Origin of the sequence: Flavobacterium sp. 9AF (genome assembly GCF_902506265.1) — a bacterium.
GTDB lineage: Bacteria > Bacteroidota > Bacteroidia > Flavobacteriales > Flavobacteriaceae > Flavobacterium.
Genome location: NZ_LR733556.1, coordinates 1,712,916 through 1,730,869, shown reverse-complemented (window position 1 = coordinate 1,730,869; position 17,954 = coordinate 1,712,916). Strand labels below are relative to the sequence as shown.

Here is a 17,954-nt window from a genome sequence, read left to right as displayed (position 1 = left end):
TTTGATTCTAAATAAGAGCAATCGTATTCTTGAAATTCGGTTAAGGAACCAAAATATATTTTAAATTTGTAGTATGGAAGAAACCATTCAATATCGAAAAATTATTCATATAGACATGGATGCCTTTTATGCTTCTGTGGAACAAATGGATAATCCCGATTTGAAAGGAAAACCTCTAGCTGTTGGTGGAAGTGAAGTGCGTGGGGTAGTAAGTGCAGCCAGCTATGAAGCACGTAAATTTGGAGTACGTAGCGCCATGAGTGGTGTACAAGCCAAACGCAATTGCCCTGATTTAATTTTTGTGAAGCCTAGATTTGATCGCTACAAAGAAATATCCAGAAAAATTAGAAAAATATTTTTTGAATATACTGATTTGGTAGAACCGCTATCTTTAGATGAAGCCTATTTAGATGTTACCATAAACAAAAAAAACAATCCCAGTGCTTCTTTAATCGCTCAGGAAATTAGAAAGCGCATTTTTGAAGAAGTAGGACTTACTGCTTCTGCGGGTATTTCCATCAATAAATTTGTCGCTAAAGTAGCTTCTGATTACAACAAACCCAACGGACAAAAAACGGTCAATCCGAACGAAGTGGAAGCTTTTTTAGAAAAACTAGACATCAAAAAATTCTATGGTATTGGAAAAGTAACAGCAGAAAAAATGTACCAATTAGGCATTTTTACGGGCTTTGATTTGAAACAAAAACCATTGGAATTTCTAGAAAAACATTTTAGTAATAGCGGACTCTATTATTATCAAATTTGTAGAGGCATTCATAACAGTCAAGTGAAGCCTAATCGAACGATTAAATCGGTAGGAGCAGAACGTACTTTTTTTGAAAACCTCTCTTCAGAAGTGTTTTTAGAAGAAAAAATAATCAGTATAGCGAACGAACTAGAAAAACGCTTGCAAAAAAGTAAAATTGCTGGTAAAACCATTACTCTAAAATTAAAATATTCCGATTTTTCTCTTCAAACTAGAAGTAAAACACTACCCTACTATATTTCAGATAAAAATTTGTTAATTGATATTGCAAAAGAGTTGTTGTACCAAGAGCGATTAAAAAATTCTGTTCGTCTTTTGGGTTTATCCTTACATAATTTAAATAACCAAGAACCCAAAAAAATAGACGAACCCGTACAAAAAAGCATATCTATACAATTGCGGTTTGAGTTTAAAGAATAAGAAAAGTAGATTTATTAGCCTGCATTTTGTACGAATATTGCTATTTTTACGTTTATAAAAGAAATACTATTAACTTTAGAATACATTTATGAGACAAAAAATAAAGTATATCATCTTCTGTTTTGCTCTAATAGGTTTAATGACTTTTAATTCATGTGTACAAGATGATGCACTAAGTGAAAATGAACTACTAATACACCAAAAAAATATTTCTGCTGAAAAACCATTTTTATACAATGTAATTGAAAATGGAATAAAGAAAAACCAATGAATGAAATTAAAAAATGAAATACTTGTTTTTCCTAATGTAAAATGAACAATATTATTTTTCTTAATATTTTGAGTTAATAATGGTCGAATGGTTAAGGTTGGCATTTTTTGAAAAAAAAACCGAATAATTAAATCAAGTACCAAATAATAGATAATTAATTTATTCACTGTTAAGAAAGGATCCAAACCCGTTTTTTTAAGAATAAAATAACAACCAATTCCTAAACCTGTAAATAAACTAATAAAATAAATAGCTCCAATAATCATAAAAATCTTTAAGACGAGATTGGAGGAGAATGAAGAAGATCTAGTAAATGCCTTCCATTCTAATTGAAGAAATTGTTTTATCATAATTTTTTTGTTGGTTATTAATTGGTAGCAAGTACTATTAAAATGTTACGTTTTTTTAAAATTATCTCTTAGTTAGCCGTTTTTGTTTCTTACTTTTGTAAAAAAATAAATAAATGTCAACATTCTATAAATTAGTTGTAAAAGAAATAAGAAGAGAAACAGCTTCAGCAGTGTCAATATTATTTAATGTACCCGAAGAATTAAAGACCTTTTATCATTTTGTTGCAGGGCAATATGTTACGTTGAAATTAACCTTAGACGGACAAGAAGTTAGAAGAGCTTATTCTATTTGTTCTTCTCCAAAAAGTGGTGAATTGAGAGTAGCTGTAAAAGCTGTAAAAGCGGGTTTTTTTTCAAAGTTTGCCAATGAAAGCCTGAAAGAAGGTAATGTGATTGAAGTAGGGTTACCAGAAGGGAAATTCGTTTTAGAACCGCAAGCAGATAGACAAAAAAATTATATTGCATTTGCTGCAGGAAGTGGAATTACGCCAATAATGTCAATTATAAAATCGGTATTAGAAAGTGAGCCAAAAAGCACATTTGTTTTGGTTTATGGTAATAAAAATGTGGAAGAGACTATTTTTCACAACCAGCTTCAAGAATTGCATTTACAATATGTAGGTCGTTTTTTTGTACATTATGTATATAGTAAAATTAATGTTGATGGAGAATTGTTTGGAAGAATTGATAAATCGGCTGTGAATTATATAATTAAAAACAAACACAGTGAGAAAGATTTTGATAAATATTATTTATGTGGGCCAGAAGAAATGATTAATTTGGTTTCCAATGTTTTAAAAGAAAATAATATTTCAGAGAAAGACATTAAATTTGAATTATTCACTACAACTACCAATGAGAATTCAGGTATTTCAACATTAGAAGGACATACTAAGATTAAGGTTCTAGTAGATGATGAAGAAACAGAATTTGAAATGAGTCAGAAACAAACCATTTTAGAAGCGGTTTTAAAACAAGGTATAGACGCTCCTTATTCTTGTCAAGGTGGCGTATGTAGCAGTTGTATTTGTAGGGTGAAAGAAGGAAATGCTGTAATGAAGAAAAATGCCATTCTAACTGATGGTGAAATTGCTGATGGCCTAGTTTTATCTTGTCAAGCTGTACCCACAACAGATTCAATTTTTGTAGATTTTGATGACGTATAGTATTATATAAATTTTTTATAAAATAAAAAAAGCTCCGTTAATTCGGAGCTTTCTTGTTTAAATTAAAATTATTATTCAGTAATAAGTTCTTTTTTATTGTTTCTATTGCGCAACCAAATTTTAAAAAGGTTTACTAAATAGAATAAAACGGGAACTACTATTAAAGTAAGGAAAGTAGCAAAGATTAAACCAAAAATTACAGTCCATGCTAAAGGTCCCCAGAAAATTACGTTATCACCACCCATGTAAATATGAGGATTACCTGTTGCAAACAAACCAAAGAAATCGATATTAAAACCTATAGCAAGAGGAATTAAACCTAATACTGTGGTAATTGCAGTTAACAATACAGGGCGTAAACGTGCTTTACCACCTGTTACAATTGCATTGAATATATCCTCTTTTTGTAATTGTTCGTCTTTAGATAAACCTAATTCTTCTCTTCTTCTTGTAATCAATAAATCCGTATAATCGAGCAATACCACTCCATTATTTACCACAATTCCCGCTAAAGAGATAATTCCCATCATGGTCATCATAATAACAAATGGCCATCCTGTTACCATTAAGCCTAAGAATACACCAATAAAACTTAGAAATACAGCTACCATGATGATACCTGGTCTTGAAACGGAGTTAAATTGGAAAATTAAAATTAAAAAGATTAAGAACAAACCAGTAACTAAAGCACCCATTAAGAATTTCATTTGTTTTTCTTGTTCTTCTAATTGCCCTGTGTAATCAACATCGATTGCTTTAGGCATATTTTTAAAGGTTCCCATTTCAGCTTTGATTTGTTTTACTACTGCATTCGCGTCTGTAAATCCAGGAGCTAAGGCAGAATATAAAACAACCACTCTTTCATAATGTTTGTGTTTGATAGCACTAAACGAAGAGGTGTTTTTTTGTGTAGCAACAGTAGAAACAGGAATTTCCTTGATTTGACCACTAGCCATGTCTCTGAAAGTGATGTTTTGGTTAAAAATAGCACTTTTGTTATACCTGTTGTCTTCATTAAAGCGAACATAAATGTCATAATCTTCACCGTCTTTTTTATAAATACCTGCTTTTTCACCAAAAATTGAACGACGCAATTGATTACCCACTTGACCAGCTGAGACACCCATTTCACCTGCTTTTTCTCTATCAACAACAACCCTCATGGCAGGTTTGTCTTTGTTGACGTCTACTTTTAATTCTTCTACTCCAGGAATATTCTTTGTGTTTAAGAAATCTTTCATCTTTTCGGCAGTAACAATTAACTCATTGTAATCTTTACCTTTGATTTCAATATTAATTGGATACCCTGCAGGAGGACCAACAGCATCTTTTTCTACAGAAATAGTAACACCAGGATAAATATCTTTTAAAGATTCTTGAACTTTTCTACGAAGGTCTTCTGAATCTAATCCATTTCTAAATTTATATTCTCTCATGGAAACGGTTATTTTTCCTTTGTGAGGCATCTCAGCATTAGAACCACCATCCGTTTGAGGGTTTCCAGCTCCTTCACCTACTTGAGAAACAGCACTTTCAACAAGATAATTAGATTTATCATCAGGATTAATTATCGATTTGTCATTTAAAACTGCATAAACTCTTTTTTCTATGGAATTTGTAATTTCATTTGTCTTAGCAATATCTGTTCCTTGAGGATATTCTATATAAACTATAATTTGATTTGGTGTATTATCTGGAAAAAATTCCACTTTTGTACGACCACTTCCTACACTCCATCCAAAGTATAATCCTAAAATAACAAAGAACATTAATAGCATTCCTACAACGGTAAAATAAGGTCTTTTACCAGATAAAAAGAATTTTAATCCGCTTTCATACCAGTTTTCCCATTTTGTTAGAATTCTATTTTGAAAAGAAACAGTCCATCCTTTAATAACATATTTGTACAACCAAAACATAATGGCAGTAAAAATCATAACTGATCCTAAAGCACGCATTTCACCACCAGCTACTAAAATAAGTGCACCAAAACCACCTAAAATAAGACTCAAACGGATTAAAGCTTTTTTAGATAATATCTTTTCATTGATATCCATAAATTGAGATACCATTACCGAATTGAAAAATATAGCTACAAATAGGGAAGATCCTAATACAACAGATAAGGTAATAGGGAAATAGATCATAAATTCACCCATTACACCAGGCCACATTCCAAGAGGTACGAAAGCAGCTACAGTTGTTGCTGTTGAAATGATAATTGGCCATGCAATCTCACCAATTCCTTGTTTTGCAGCATCAATTCTGTTCATGCCTTCATCTTCCATTAAACGATAGACGTTTTCAACAACCACTATCCCATTATCTACTAGCATTCCTAATCCCATGATTAACCCAAAGAGAATCATCGTATTCATGGTGTATCCCATTGCATTAAGAATCATGAATGACATAAACATAGACATAGGTATAGCAAAACCTACAAATAAGGCATTTCTAAAGCCTAAGAAAAACATTAAAACACCTACTACTAGGATAATACCAAAAATGATATTATTTACTAAATCATCTACTTGATTTAATGTTCTTGAAGATTGATCGTTAGCAATAGTAATTTTTAAGTCTTTTGGGAAATAATTTTCTTCTGCTTCTTTCACAATTTTTCTAATTTGTTCAGCAGCATTAATCATATTTTTTCCTGCCCGTTTTTTTACGTCAAGCATTACGACACTTTTTCCAAACTCTCTTGCATAAGTAGTTTTATCCACATCTTTAAAAGTAACTTTTGCTATATCTTTTAGATAAACGGCTCCACCTTGAGTTTTAACAACAAAATGTTCTAAATCATCAGGATTATTTACTTCACCTAAAATTCTTATCGTTCTCCTTTGTCCATTGGCAACTAAATTACCAGCAGACATGGTTACGTTTCCATTTCTAATAGCATTGATAACATCATCAAAACTTACTTTAGATGCCATCATTTTATAAATATCTACAGCTACTTCTACTTCTTTTTCTTGAGCACCACGAATATCTACTTGTTTTATTTCATCAAGCGCTTCAATTTCATCTTCAAGATATTCACCAAAAACTTTTAATTTATCAACAGGATAATCCCCTTGAATATTAATATTCATGATAGGAACTTCTTCCGATAGGTTTAAGTCAAATACATTAGGTTCTACTTTTGCACCATTAAAAGTAGGCCAATCTTCACCACCAATTTTGGTGTCGATTTTATCTTTAACCTTTTGTTTAGCAGCTTCAACTGTAATTTTTTCGTCAAACTCTACGGTAATGATTCCATAATCTTCTTGAGAAGTGGATAAAACTTTTACTACGTTACTTACGTTTCTAATTTCGTCTTCTAATGGATCGATAATTAGTCGTTCTATATCTTCAGCTGTGTTTCCAGGATAAACTGTACTTATATATATTTTTGTTTCTTTAATTTCTGGGAAATCTTCTCTTGGCATACTATAATATGCTGATAAACCTAAAATTAAGAACATTATCATCGATACATATATGGTCATCTTGTTTTCGATGGCCCACGACGATAGTTTGAATTCTTTATCTGTATTTTGAGTACTCATTTTATTTATTTTATTATGGAAACTTTTTGTCCGTCTTTTACGCTACGAGCCCCTTCACTAATAATTAAGTCTCCGTCTTTAATACCGTCAATTATTTCTGCAAAGTTTCCTTGAGTTAAACCAGTTTTAATGATTACTTTTTTAGCTATTGCTTTTCCGTCATTTGTTGCGTTTTCAGCAACATAAAGATATTGTTCCCCTTCAGCATTTTCCGAAATAATACTTATAGGTACAATTGTCGTTTTAGGATTGGTGTAATCTTTAATTTGAATTTTTGAAGTAAGATTAGGCTTTATTTGTCCATTTTTATTTGGAATGGCAATTTGAATATTAAAAGAACGATTGTCAGGATTAATATAATTACTAGCTTGAGTAATTTTTGCATTTATTTTCTCTCCTAAAACAGGGAAATCAACAATAACATCGGTACCTTTTTTAACTGAAGCAATATTTTTTTCAGGTACTTCTGCTTCTAAATACATATCCCCTAAATTGACAATTCTTAAAATAGGTGTTCCAGGACCTACCACACTACCTTTTTCTGAAATGATATCGTCTATAGTTCCAGAATAAGGAGCTCTAACTATTGTTTTAGCAATTTGAGCTTTCATTTGTGAAACCGCTTTAAGTTGCGCTTCATAATTTGTTTTTGCTTGTAAATATTGAATCTCAGATCCAATTTTTTGATTCCAAAGATTTTGCTGTCTTTCAAAAGTTGTTTTAGCTAAAGCAGTTTGAGTTTCCATTTGTGCTAATTGAGATCCTAAGCCACCATCATCAATTTTAGCTAAAGTTTGCCCTTTAGAAACTTTTTGTCCTTCTTTAACATATACTTGTTGTAAAATTCCGCCATATTCAGCATTTAATACTAAATTCTGTTTTGTTTGTACAGTAGCTTGTAATTCTAAATAATGATTAAAAACAGTGTCTTTAGCTGTTATTGTGGTAATTAAAGTCTGTTTTTCATTATCGTCTAACTTACCAATAGCCTCATCAATTTTTGCTAATTCTTCTAATAAAGCATCAGATTGAGTTACTAATTCGCTTCTTTTGGCTCTTAATTCTTTTAAATCTCCTTTAGCAATTACTGCTTCAGTTGAATTCTTTTTTTCACCACCACATGAAAGTAGTATCAAAGAACTTAATATAGTTAAATATATTTTTTTCATTTTAAGAAATATTATTATTGGTTAGTTATTTTATCTAAAGCTGTTTTTTTATTGATTACATCTATCATAGATTGTAAATAAGTTTGTTGAGCAGAATATAATTGTCTTTGTGCTTCAGTATATTCAAAACTACTAGACAAACCTTCTTTAAATTTAACACCTTGTTTGTTCTCTATGCGTTCTGCTAATCGAAGATTTTCTTTGGATACATTATATTGTTCTATACTGTATTCATAATCATTTTTTGCAGTTTGATAAGATAAAAGCAAAGTTTGTTCAGTTTCTTTTAATTGTGTTTTTGATTGTTCGTATGCAATTTTAGCTTGCTGAGTTCTAGCGCTTCTTCCTAGACTACTAAAGATAGGAATGTTTAAACCTACTCCTAGATATGAGTAATTAAACCATTTTTGATCACTATTAAACATAGTAAATTCATTGCCAAAAGTATTGTAACCAAAATTAAAATTTGCCGCTAGGCTTGGTAGAGCTTTACTTTTTTCCAATTTTAACAACAAACGATTTGATTCCTGATTGTTTAATCCAATTTTGTAATCGATATTTTGTTGTACATTAAATTCTGAACTTAAAATTGCTAAATTGACATTGTTATTAGCTAATTGATCCAAATTATCTTTTAAAGTTAACGATTTTTCAATTTCTATCCCTAGTACTAATTTTAGCATGTTTAAGGCAATCTCGGAACGTCTTTTGGCATTAGAAAGTGAGCTGTTAATTTGGCTTTGTGTAATTTGTAATTGTTCAACGTTTTCTTCTTCCACTAAACCATTTTTATAAGTTTCTTGTGTTTCAAATAAAGTTTGATCTAGTATTTTTTTATTGTTTTCTAAGACCTTAACACTTTCATTTGCTAATAGAACATTACCGTAAGCATTTGTTACTACTTCACGAATTTCTAAATCTGTTTTCTCTTTAGCATTTTCAGAAATTTGTAAATAAACTTTTGCTGACTGTAATCCAACTAGATACGAACCGTCAAAGATTAATTGACTAAGTGTAGCGCTAGCAGTCATATTGTGTTTTGTCCCAAATTCAACTTCTTGAAATTCACCAGGGTTTCCTCCAAAAAATTCAGCTGGAACTACTGATTTTTGTAAGACAAAATTGTTTTGATAGTTTACATTAGCATTTAGTTGAGGTAAACCAATAGTTGTTGTTTCCCATTTTTTCTTTTTTGCGGCTTCAATACTTCTTGACGCGTTTATTGCTTTATAGTTGTTTTGTAATGCGTGCGCTATGGCTTCTTCTAATGAAAAAGTATAGTTTTCTTGGCTTTCTTGTGCCATTACAAAACCCGTAAAAAGTAATAAAAGTATTACAATTTTATGTTTCATTTTTAATTATTGATTAGTAGTTTATTTAATAAATCGATTCCTTTTGGTGTACAAATACCTCTTAAATGGTATTCTAAATAGGCTAATTGAATTTCTCTAGCACTAAATTTTTTTGGATCAAATATTTCCGCATCTTTTATACTGGTCATTCCAGCAAAATAGAAACGGCTAATTAATTCTTTGTTAATTTCGCTCCTAAAAAGTCCTAATATGATGCCTTTTTCTAAATTTTCAACCACACAACTTCCCATTTTGTCAAATTGTTTAATAGTTAACGACTTGTGGATTCTTGGGTAATATTTTTGTAATTGATAAATAGGAGAAGTGTTCTCATCTTTTAAATTTTGGATTACAAAATCTTTGATGGCAAAAAGTTCTTCAATGGGGTTTTTATTTGCTAAAATAATTTCATCAATTCCACATGATATCCGTTCAAATAAATTAGTAGTAGTAGCTTTAATTAGACTGTCTTTGTTTGAAAAATGTTGATAAATTGTTTTTTTAGAAATTCCCATTTCAGAAGCAATATCGTCCATAGTTACGCTTTTAAAGCCAAGTGTCAAGAACATTTCGGTTGCTTTTTCTAAAATTTGGTCTTTCATAATTGTTATATATTCATTTAGATTTAAATTAAAATTCGATGCAAATATAGAATGGAAACTTTTAATACAAAAAAAGTTTCCAAAGTTTTTACATAAATTTAACATTCTTTTAATAAGTATGATATTGAACTAATTTTCCCTTCGGTGGTCAAAATAAAAAACCTATTTTTGCGTGGCAATTATTTTTAAATTACTATGCATACCATTAGCCAATATCAAGAAGTTATAAGCAAACATTTTGCTAACTTAAAGACAAGCAAAGACCCAAAAAACTTGTATGAGCCTATAGACTATATTCTTTCTTTAGGAGGAAAAAGAATGCGACCTGTTTTAACTTTAATGGCTGCAGAAATTTTTAATGCTTCTTATGAAAAGGCTATTCCGGCAGCCACTGCAGTGGAAGTTTTTCACAATTTTTCTCTTATTCATGATGATATTATGGATGATGCTCCCCTAAGAAGAGGTAATCAAACGGTGCATGAAAAATGGAATATTAATACAGGAATTTTATCAGGAGATGCCATGTTAATTTTAGCTTATCAATTTTTTGAAAGTTATGAACCCGTAATTTTTCAACAATTAGCTAAACTGTTTAGTAAAACAGCATTGGAAGTGTGTGAAGGACAACAATATGATGTGGATTTTGAGATCAGAGATAATGTTACTATTGAGGAATATCTTAAAATGATTGAGTATAAAACAGCTGTGCTTGTGGGTGCAGCCATGAAAATGGGAGCCATTGTTGCAGAAACTTCTAATGAAAATGCAGAATTGATTTATGATTTTGGATTAAATTTAGGCATTGCCTTTCAATTACAAGATGATTATTTAGATGCTTTTGGTAATCCAGAAACTTTTGGTAAACAAGTGGGTGGCGATATTATTGAAAATAAGAAGACATATTTGTTTTTGAAAGCTTTAGAATTTAGTACTAGAGATGATAAAGAACAATTATTACATTTATTTTCTATTCAACCTACAGATAATACAAATAAGATTGCATCAGTTAAAGATATATTTGAGAGCTCAGGTGCTTCTCAAGCAACACAAGAAGCAATAAGACAATATACTTTAAAAGCTTTTGCAACATTAGCAAAAATGGCTATTTCCGAAGATAAAAAAGAAATTTTGAAAGTTTTTGGAGAAAAATTAATGAATAGAAATGTATAAAGCACCTATAACTATCGATGATTTGATTAATCAATCTGAAGAAAATCATTTGTATTTTAAGTTGATTGAGCAAACAAACAAAGATTTTGCTTTAGCAAACGAACCTATCGATATTCCTTTAGATATTTTTCCTTTTCGGTTTAAAGAATTGGTACACGAAAAAATTTATCGATTGATTCAATACAAATTTGCTGAATATCTAAACTTGCTTTATATTATTGATGTTTCTGAAAGCGAAATTAAAAAATTAGACGGTTCAGATTTAGTGGGATTAGCAGAGCAAGTTACTTTTTTAGTGTTAAAAAGAGAGTGGCAAAAAGTGTGGTTTAGAAATAAATTCAATTAAAAATAAACTCTTACAAATGGCATAAAAGCATCGGCATAAACACCTTGATTTTCTTTATATAAAATATTGTAGCGAACGCCTAGAGTTATGTTTTCGGTTCTATATCCAATACCTAGAAATAAAGCCGTATTCCAAAAGTTATCTGAAAAATTACCATAATATTCATCATAAGTAGTATTTACTCTTAACTGTTCTAATTCGGCAGACAATTGGATTTGTTCGATTGGATTAAATAAACCAATTATACTTCCACCATAAATATTCGATTGATAAAAGTTTTTTTGTTTTACATAACTATACTGTAATCCAAGTCCGGCTGAAAAATAGTCATTAAAATTATAAATACCACTTGGAGCTACTGTTATATTCGTATAATTATTCCCAAAACCAAGTCCTAAACCACCACCAAATTGTACTTTTTCCCAAAATAAACTTTTCGATTTTCCAAAATTATTTTCTTGTGCATATATACTAGTACAAAATGTGATTAAAAAGGTGAAAATCAAACAAAATGTTAAAAAAAATAGCTTTTTCTTTTTCATAAGACCATTTCTAAAAAAATTATGTTATAAAAGTACAATTTTCTTTAAAAGATTATATCAAATGTTTTACTTTTGCATAATATTTTTAACCAAATCGTCATTAGACTAGATATATGGATAGGTTTTCCTTTTTAAATGCTGCTCATACAGCATTTTTCGCAGATTTATACGATCAATATTTACAAAACCCAGATACTGTTGAACCGAGTTGGAGAAGTTTTTTCCAAGGTTTCGATTTTGCAAACGAATTTGCAAGTCCAGTGGAGCAATTGTCAGCCATGGCAAACGGAACTACAACTGTAAATGACAATGCTGAAAAGATACTTAAGGAGTTTAATGTTCTTAAGTTAATTGAAGGGTACAGAACTCGTGGGCATTTGTTTACAAAAACAAATCCAGTTAGAGAAAGAAGAACATATTCGCCTAATTTAGCTATCGAAAATTTTGGATTATCTCAATCCGATTTAAATACGGTTTTTGATGCAGCTAAAATGGTCAATATGCCACCCAGTACTTTGGCTGATATTATCAAACATCTAGAAAGTGTTTATTGTTCTTCCATTGGAGTGGAATATATGTATATCCGTGATCCTAAAGTACAAGATTGGATTAAAAACAGATTGGATATTAATGATAACCAACCTAATTTTTCTGCCGAACAAAAGAAAAATATTTTAGGTAAATTAAATGAAGCCATTTCTTTTGAAACGTTTTTACATTCAAAATATGTTGGTCAGAAACGTTTTTCGCTAGAAGGATGTGAGTCGGCTATACCCGCTTTAGATGCTTTAATTGAAGCGGCCGCTGAAAAAGGAGTAGAGCAATTTGTGATGGGAATGGCACACAGAGGACGTTTGAATGTTTTAGCCAATATCTTTGGAAAGAATACACAAAACATTTTCTCTGAATTTGATGGAAAAGATTATGATGATGATATGTACTTTGATGGTGATGTAAAATACCATTTAGGACTTACATCAGACAGAGAAACAAATTCGGGTAAAAAAATCAATTTAAATTTAGCTCCTAATCCCTCACATTTAGAAACTGTTGGTGCAGTTATTGAAGGGATTGCCCGCGCGAAACAAGATAGAAATTATCCAAATAATCCTTCTAAAGTATTGCCAATTGCTTTGCATGGTGATGCAGCTGTTGCTGGACAAGGGATAGTGTATGAAATTATTCAAATGGCAAAATTGGATGGTTACAAAACCGGAGGAACCATTCACTTAGTAATCAACAATCAAGTTGGTTTTACGACAAATTATTTAGACGCGCGTTCTTCTACCTATTGTACCGATGTGGCTAAAGTAACTTTATCACCGGTTTTACACGTAAATGCTGATGATGCAGAAGCGGTAGTGCACGCGATGTTATTTGCTTTGGATTATAGAATGGAATTTGGTACCGATGTATTTATCGACCTTTTAGGATATAGAAAATATGGTCATAATGAAGGTGATGAGCCAAAATTTACACAACCTATTTTATATAAGGCCATTTCTAAACATAAGAATCCAAGAGATCTTTATGCAGAGAAATTGAAAAAAGAAGGGATTATCGATGCTAATTATGTAAAAGAATTAGAAGAAAAATACAAAGCAAAATTAGATGAGAACTTAGAAGAATCACGTAAAAAAGATTTAACAGTGATTACTCCATTCATGCAAAATGAATGGACTGGATTTGAACAAGTTTCCGATACAGGGATGCTTGAAAAACAAGATACTTCGTTTAGTAAAGAAAAATTAACAGCAATAGCAAAAACCATATGTGAATTGCCTTCTGATAAGAAATTCATCAATAAGATTACCAAAATTATCAGTGATAGAAATGATATGTATTTCGAAAAAGATAGTTTAGATTGGGCAATGGGTGAGTTATTAGCGTATGGTACTTTATTACAAGAAGGTTATGATGTGCGTATTTCGGGTCAGGATGTGGAAAGAGGAACCTTCTCTCATAGACATGCCGTAATTAAAGTCGAGGACTCAGAAGAAGAAGTAGTTTTATTAAACGATATCAAAGATAAAAAAGGGAATTTTTATATTTATAATTCTTTACTTTCCGAATATGGAGTTGTCGGTTTTGAATATGGATATGCTTTAGCTTCACCAAATACGTTAACCATATGGGAAGCACAATTTGGAGATTTTTCCAATGGAGCGCAAATTATGATTGACCAATATATCTCTGCAGGTGAAGACAAATGGAACAATCAAAACGGATTAGTAATGTTATTGCCTCATGGTTATGAAAACCAAGGTGCAGAACACTCTTCGGCTCGTATGGAACGTTATTTACAAATGTGTGCCAAACACAATATGTATATCGCAGATTGTACCACACCAGCTAACTTTTTCCACCTGTTGAGAAGACAAATGAAAAGTAAATTCCGTAAACCTTTAATTGTTTTTACACCAAAGAGTTTATTGCGACATGAATTAGCGGTTTCTACTGCCGAAGAATTAGCAAACGGACAATTCCAAGAAATTTTAGATGATCCAAATGTTACAGATAAAAAAGCAATAAAAACACTAGTGCTTTGTACGGGTAAAGTGTACTACGATATTATTGCTAAAAGAAAAGAATTGGAAAGAAATGATGTGGCTGTAGTGCGTTTAGAGCAATTATTCCCATTAGCTATCGATCAAATTAAAGCAATCATTGCTAGCTATCCAAATGCAGAAGACTATGTTTGGGCTCAAGAAGAGCCTAAAAACATGGGAGCTTACAGCTATATGTTAATGAATTTCGATTTAGTAAAATTAAGATTAGCATCACCAAAAGCCTATAGTGCTCCTGCTGCAGGAAGTTATGAGCGTTCTAAAAAACGCCAGAAAAAAGCTATAGAAATGGTTTTCGATAAAACAATAGTTCAATAAAAAAATTCAAATGTCAGCCCTATAACAAATGCAACAATAGGGTCAACTTTTAAACTAAAAGAATATGATTTTAGAAATGAAAGTCCCATCACCGGGAGAGTCAATTAAAGAAGTAGAAATTGCAACTTGGTTAGTACAAGATGGCGATTATGTTGAAAAAGATCAAGCTATTGCTGAAGTAGATTCAGATAAAGCTACTTTAGAATTACCAGCGGAAGCAAGTGGTATTATTACTTTAAAAGCAGAAGAAGGTGATGCGGTTGCTGTTGGTGCAGTAGTATGTTTAATCGACACCAGTGCAGCAAAACCATCAGATAATAATGGTACAACAGCTCCAAAAGAAGAAGTAAAAACAGAAGTTAAAAAGGAAGAAGCACCAAAAGCTCCTGCTGAAACACAAAAAACATATGCTTCTGGAACACCTTCTCCAGCAGCTAGAAAAATATTAGAAGAGAAAAGTATTGAGCCATCAGCTATAGTAGGAACTGGTAAAGGTGGACGTATCACTACTGAAGATGCTAAGAATGCAGTGCCTTCAATGGGAACACCTACTGGAGGAAATAGAGGTTCTGAGAAAACGAAATTATCCATGTTACGTCGTAAAGTAGCGGAACGTTTAGTATCTGCTAAGAATGAAACAGCTATGTTAACTACTTTCAACGAAGTAGACATGACTGCGATTTACGACTTACGTAACCAATATAAAGACGAATTCAAAAACAAGCATAATGTTGGTTTAGGATTCATGTCTTTCTTTACAAAAGCAGTAACTCGTGCATTACAATTGTACCCAGATGTTAACTCTATGATTGATGGAGATTACAAAGTGGCTTACGATTTCTGTGATATTTCGGTAGCCGTTTCTGGACCAAAAGGATTAATGGTTCCTGTAATGCGTAATGCAGAATTATTGTCTTTCAGAGGTGTTGAAGCGGAAATCAAACGTTTGGCTTTAAGAGCTCGCGATGGACAAATAACTGTAGACGAAATGACAGGAGGAACTTTCACAATTTCTAATGGTGGTGTTTTTGGAAGTATGTTGTCTACTCCTATTATTAATCCTCCTCAATCTGGAATTTTAGGTATGCACAATGTAGTGGAAAGAGCTATCGTTAAAAACGGTCAAATAGTAATTGCTCCTGTTATGTATGTGGCTTTATCTTACGATCATAGAATTATCGACGGACGTGAGTCAGTTGGTTTCTTAGTAGCTGTTAAAGAAGCTTTGGAAAATCCAGTAGAATTATTAATGGATAACAATCCTAAGAAAGCTTTGGAATTATAATTGAGAATTATAGCGTCACTTCGAACAAAGTCGAGAAGTTTTTAGATAAAAGCAAAACCCCCAAATTCATAGCATTTGGGGGTTTTGCTTTGAAGTATAAATTTTGCTTAAATCTAAAAGCTTAATAAACAAGGTTAGATCTTCTTATAAATAATTTACATGATATCTTTTTATTCTTATTTTAGTATTGTTTTCTAATTTTTCAAAATGTATAAATTCACTTACACTTTAATAATATTATTTTTTTCTTTGACATATGTCTATGCGCAACAACTGAATGAGTCTGAAATTAAAACAACTAGAAATATACAAGAACAACTTATTTCAAATCCAGAAAAAGCCTACATAGAAGCTTTGAAGATTAGTAATTCTGAAAATGAATTGTTCGGTCTTTATGGTAAATATTATATAGCTAATTATTTTTATAACAAATCAGATTTTATTCAATCCAAACAATTACTCCTCAAACTTATAGAAAATATTGAAAAGAGTAATATGGATAAATCAAGTAAAGTTTATCAAGATTTAATCGGAATGTGTGTCAACAAAGTTTTCTATATTCATAAAAATATGGGAGAATATGACTTGGCATTGTTTTATCTTAATAAATATAGAAAGAGCTTGCCAAATAATCATTTTAATGAGCAGTATGGCTCTATTAAAGTAGCGATGGGTGACTATATCAACGGAATTGAATTACTAAAGAGGGAATTAAAAACTACACCACACTTAAAATTAGGAGTAGGCGAAAAAAAAATAATGAACAAAAAATTATTTGCAGATAAATACAATATCATAGGTGAAGCTTACCAAAACTATTATATCCAGTCAAAAAGAACTATTCTTTTGGATTCTGCAAATTATTATTTTAACGTAGCAACCAAAATGATGTTACAGGATAATTTTTATCCCGAATATACAAAAGCGTTGTTGAGTATGCGTGAAGCAAAAAGTGCAGCTTTACAAGGTAATTATATTAAATCATTGTCTTTGTATAGAAAGAGAAAAAAGTATCCTATAATTCATAAAAATATAAGAACAGAACAATTATTTGATTTGGGGATGGCCGATTGTTTTCGTCATTTAAAACAAACAGATTCAGCACTTTTTTATTGTGAAAAATACATAAGAAACTATCAAAAAACGAAGGTCTCAAAAGAAAATCTATTAATGGCATATAACATTATGGCGCAATGTTATAAGGAAAAAAATGACACTAGTAATGCATATTTCTACGCTCAAAAAAGTTTGACACTAATTCAATTGATAGAAGGAATAAAAAATAAATCCTTAAATTTTCTTCATAATTATGATTTAAATATAATAAAAGCGGAATCCAATAAAATTATTGCTTCTAAGAATTATTTTAAGATATCACTTTTTAGTATCCTAATAATTCTAATTGTAGTTATTTTTTGTTTTTATTATTATCACAAACAACAAAATGAGAAGCATTATCGATTTTTAAAAATTATTCAAAATTTAAAAGAGTCTCAAGTTTCAGATATTAATAATTTGAAAATTGATGAAAATGAAACTCTTTCAAAACAAACAATTGATGATGAGCTTATTGAGAAAATAGAAATAGGTTTAAAAAAATTAGAGCAAAAAGAGACTTTTTTGAATCCCAATTTTAAGTTAGCTTTTGTTGCTAAAAAATTAAATACAAACACGGCTTATTTATCCCAATATTTCAATCAGATAAAGCAGAAAACGTTTTCTGATTATACTCAAGAATTACGTATTCAATATGTACTTCTAAAGCTTAAAGATTCTTCCTATTTTCGTAAATATACATTACAAGCTATTGCTGAAGAAGTAGGTTATAAAGATGCTAATACCCTAGTTCGTGTTTTTAAAAAGCAAACTGGACTTTCTCTCAACTATTATATTGAAAAATTAAAAAACAAAAGCTAAGTGTTTGAATGTTAGTTAAATAATGTTTTTTAATTACCTGATTATTTATAAATAGTCCAATAAACAAATTGTTCTATTTATTTAGAGATCTTACTTTTACTTGAAGAATTAAATATTTTGTATTTCAATTAGTCTATCGTACAGTTTTAACTA

13 protein-coding genes are annotated in these 17,954 nt (G+C 30.8%); 7 read left to right on the top strand and 6 right to left on the bottom strand.

Annotated elements, in window-relative coordinates:
* Positions 1-73: 73 nt before the first annotated feature.
* On the top strand, positions 74-1,186 hold the full coding sequence (gene dinB / locus HALO113_RS08005) for a DNA polymerase IV (RefSeq protein WP_159778528.1): 1,113 nt from the start codon (positions 74-76) through the stop codon (positions 1,184-1,186).
* A gap of 75 nt (positions 1,187-1,261) precedes the next feature.
* Here dinB and HALO113_RS08000 read toward each other — a convergent pair whose 3' ends face one another.
* Positions 1,262-1,807, bottom strand: a complete 546-nt coding sequence (locus tag HALO113_RS08000) for a DUF5687 family protein (protein WP_159778527.1) — start codon at positions 1,805-1,807, stop codon at positions 1,262-1,264.
* Between the two features lie 113 nt (positions 1,808-1,920).
* On the opposite strand from HALO113_RS08000, the gene HALO113_RS07995 reads away from it, so the two are divergent.
* The gene (locus tag HALO113_RS07995) at positions 1,921-2,973 is read left to right on the top strand and encodes a ferredoxin--NADP reductase (protein ID WP_159778526.1); all 1,053 of its coding nucleotides are present in this window, start codon (positions 1,921-1,923) and stop codon (positions 2,971-2,973) included.
* 71 nt (positions 2,974-3,044) lie between these two features.
* Here the strand turns inward: HALO113_RS07995 and HALO113_RS07990 are convergent, their stop codons facing one another.
* The 4 genes from HALO113_RS07990 to HALO113_RS07975 are packed head-to-tail and all read right to left on the bottom strand — an operon-like array spanning position 3,045 to position 9,656.
* Positions 3,045-6,533 carry an efflux RND transporter permease subunit gene (locus tag HALO113_RS07990; RefSeq protein WP_159778525.1) on the bottom strand — a complete coding sequence of 1,163 codons (3,489 nt, stop codon included), beginning with the start codon at positions 6,531-6,533 and terminating at the stop codon, positions 3,045-3,047.
* 5 nt (positions 6,534-6,538) lie between these two features.
* A complete protein-coding gene (locus tag HALO113_RS07985; RefSeq protein WP_159778524.1) occupies positions 6,539-7,702 on the bottom strand; it encodes an efflux RND transporter periplasmic adaptor subunit in 1,164 nt (387 codons plus the stop codon).
* 14 nt (positions 7,703-7,716) lie between these two features.
* A complete protein-coding gene (locus HALO113_RS07980; protein WP_159778523.1) occupies positions 7,717-9,054 on the bottom strand; it encodes a TolC family protein in 1,338 nt (445 codons plus the stop codon).
* A 2-nt stretch (positions 9,055-9,056) separates the two neighbouring features.
* On the bottom strand, positions 9,057-9,656 hold the full coding sequence (locus tag HALO113_RS07975) for a TetR/AcrR family transcriptional regulator (protein ID WP_159778522.1): 600 nt from the start codon (positions 9,654-9,656) through the stop codon (positions 9,057-9,059).
* Between the two features lie 195 nt (positions 9,657-9,851).
* Between HALO113_RS07975 and HALO113_RS07970 the strand changes: the two genes are divergently transcribed.
* Positions 9,852-10,826, top strand: coding sequence for a polyprenyl synthetase family protein (locus tag HALO113_RS07970; protein ID WP_159778521.1), 975 nt, complete (start codon positions 9,852-9,854; stop codon positions 10,824-10,826).
* Positions 10,819-11,172: a hypothetical protein gene (locus HALO113_RS07965; RefSeq protein ID WP_159778520.1), complete on the top strand. Its 354-nt coding sequence runs from the start codon at positions 10,819-10,821 to the stop codon at positions 11,170-11,172. The genes HALO113_RS07970 and HALO113_RS07965 overlap by 8 nt, the downstream gene beginning before the upstream one ends.
* On the opposite strand, the gene HALO113_RS07960 is transcribed toward HALO113_RS07965, so the two are convergent.
* Positions 11,169-11,714: a hypothetical protein gene (locus HALO113_RS07960; protein WP_159778519.1), complete on the bottom strand. Its 546-nt coding sequence runs from the start codon at positions 11,712-11,714 to the stop codon at positions 11,169-11,171. The genes HALO113_RS07965 and HALO113_RS07960 overlap by 4 nt on opposite strands.
* A 113-nt stretch (positions 11,715-11,827) precedes the next feature.
* Between HALO113_RS07960 and HALO113_RS07955 the strand changes: the two genes are divergently transcribed.
* From HALO113_RS07955 to HALO113_RS07945, 3 genes are all read left to right on the top strand, one after another.
* Positions 11,828-14,599 (top strand): 2-oxoglutarate dehydrogenase E1 component, encoded by a 2,772-nt coding sequence (locus tag HALO113_RS07955; protein ID WP_159778518.1) that lies wholly within the window; start codon positions 11,828-11,830, stop codon positions 14,597-14,599.
* 64 nt (positions 14,600-14,663) lie between these two features.
* A complete protein-coding gene (odhB, locus tag HALO113_RS07950; protein WP_159778517.1) occupies positions 14,664-15,884 on the top strand; it encodes a 2-oxoglutarate dehydrogenase complex dihydrolipoyllysine-residue succinyltransferase in 1,221 nt (406 codons plus the stop codon).
* Positions 15,885-16,091: 207 nt separating this feature from the next.
* Complete coding sequence (locus HALO113_RS07945; RefSeq protein ID WP_159778516.1) at positions 16,092-17,801, top strand: AraC family transcriptional regulator; 1,710 nt, start codon at positions 16,092-16,094, stop codon at positions 17,799-17,801.
* Positions 17,802-17,954 lie beyond the last annotated feature (153 nt).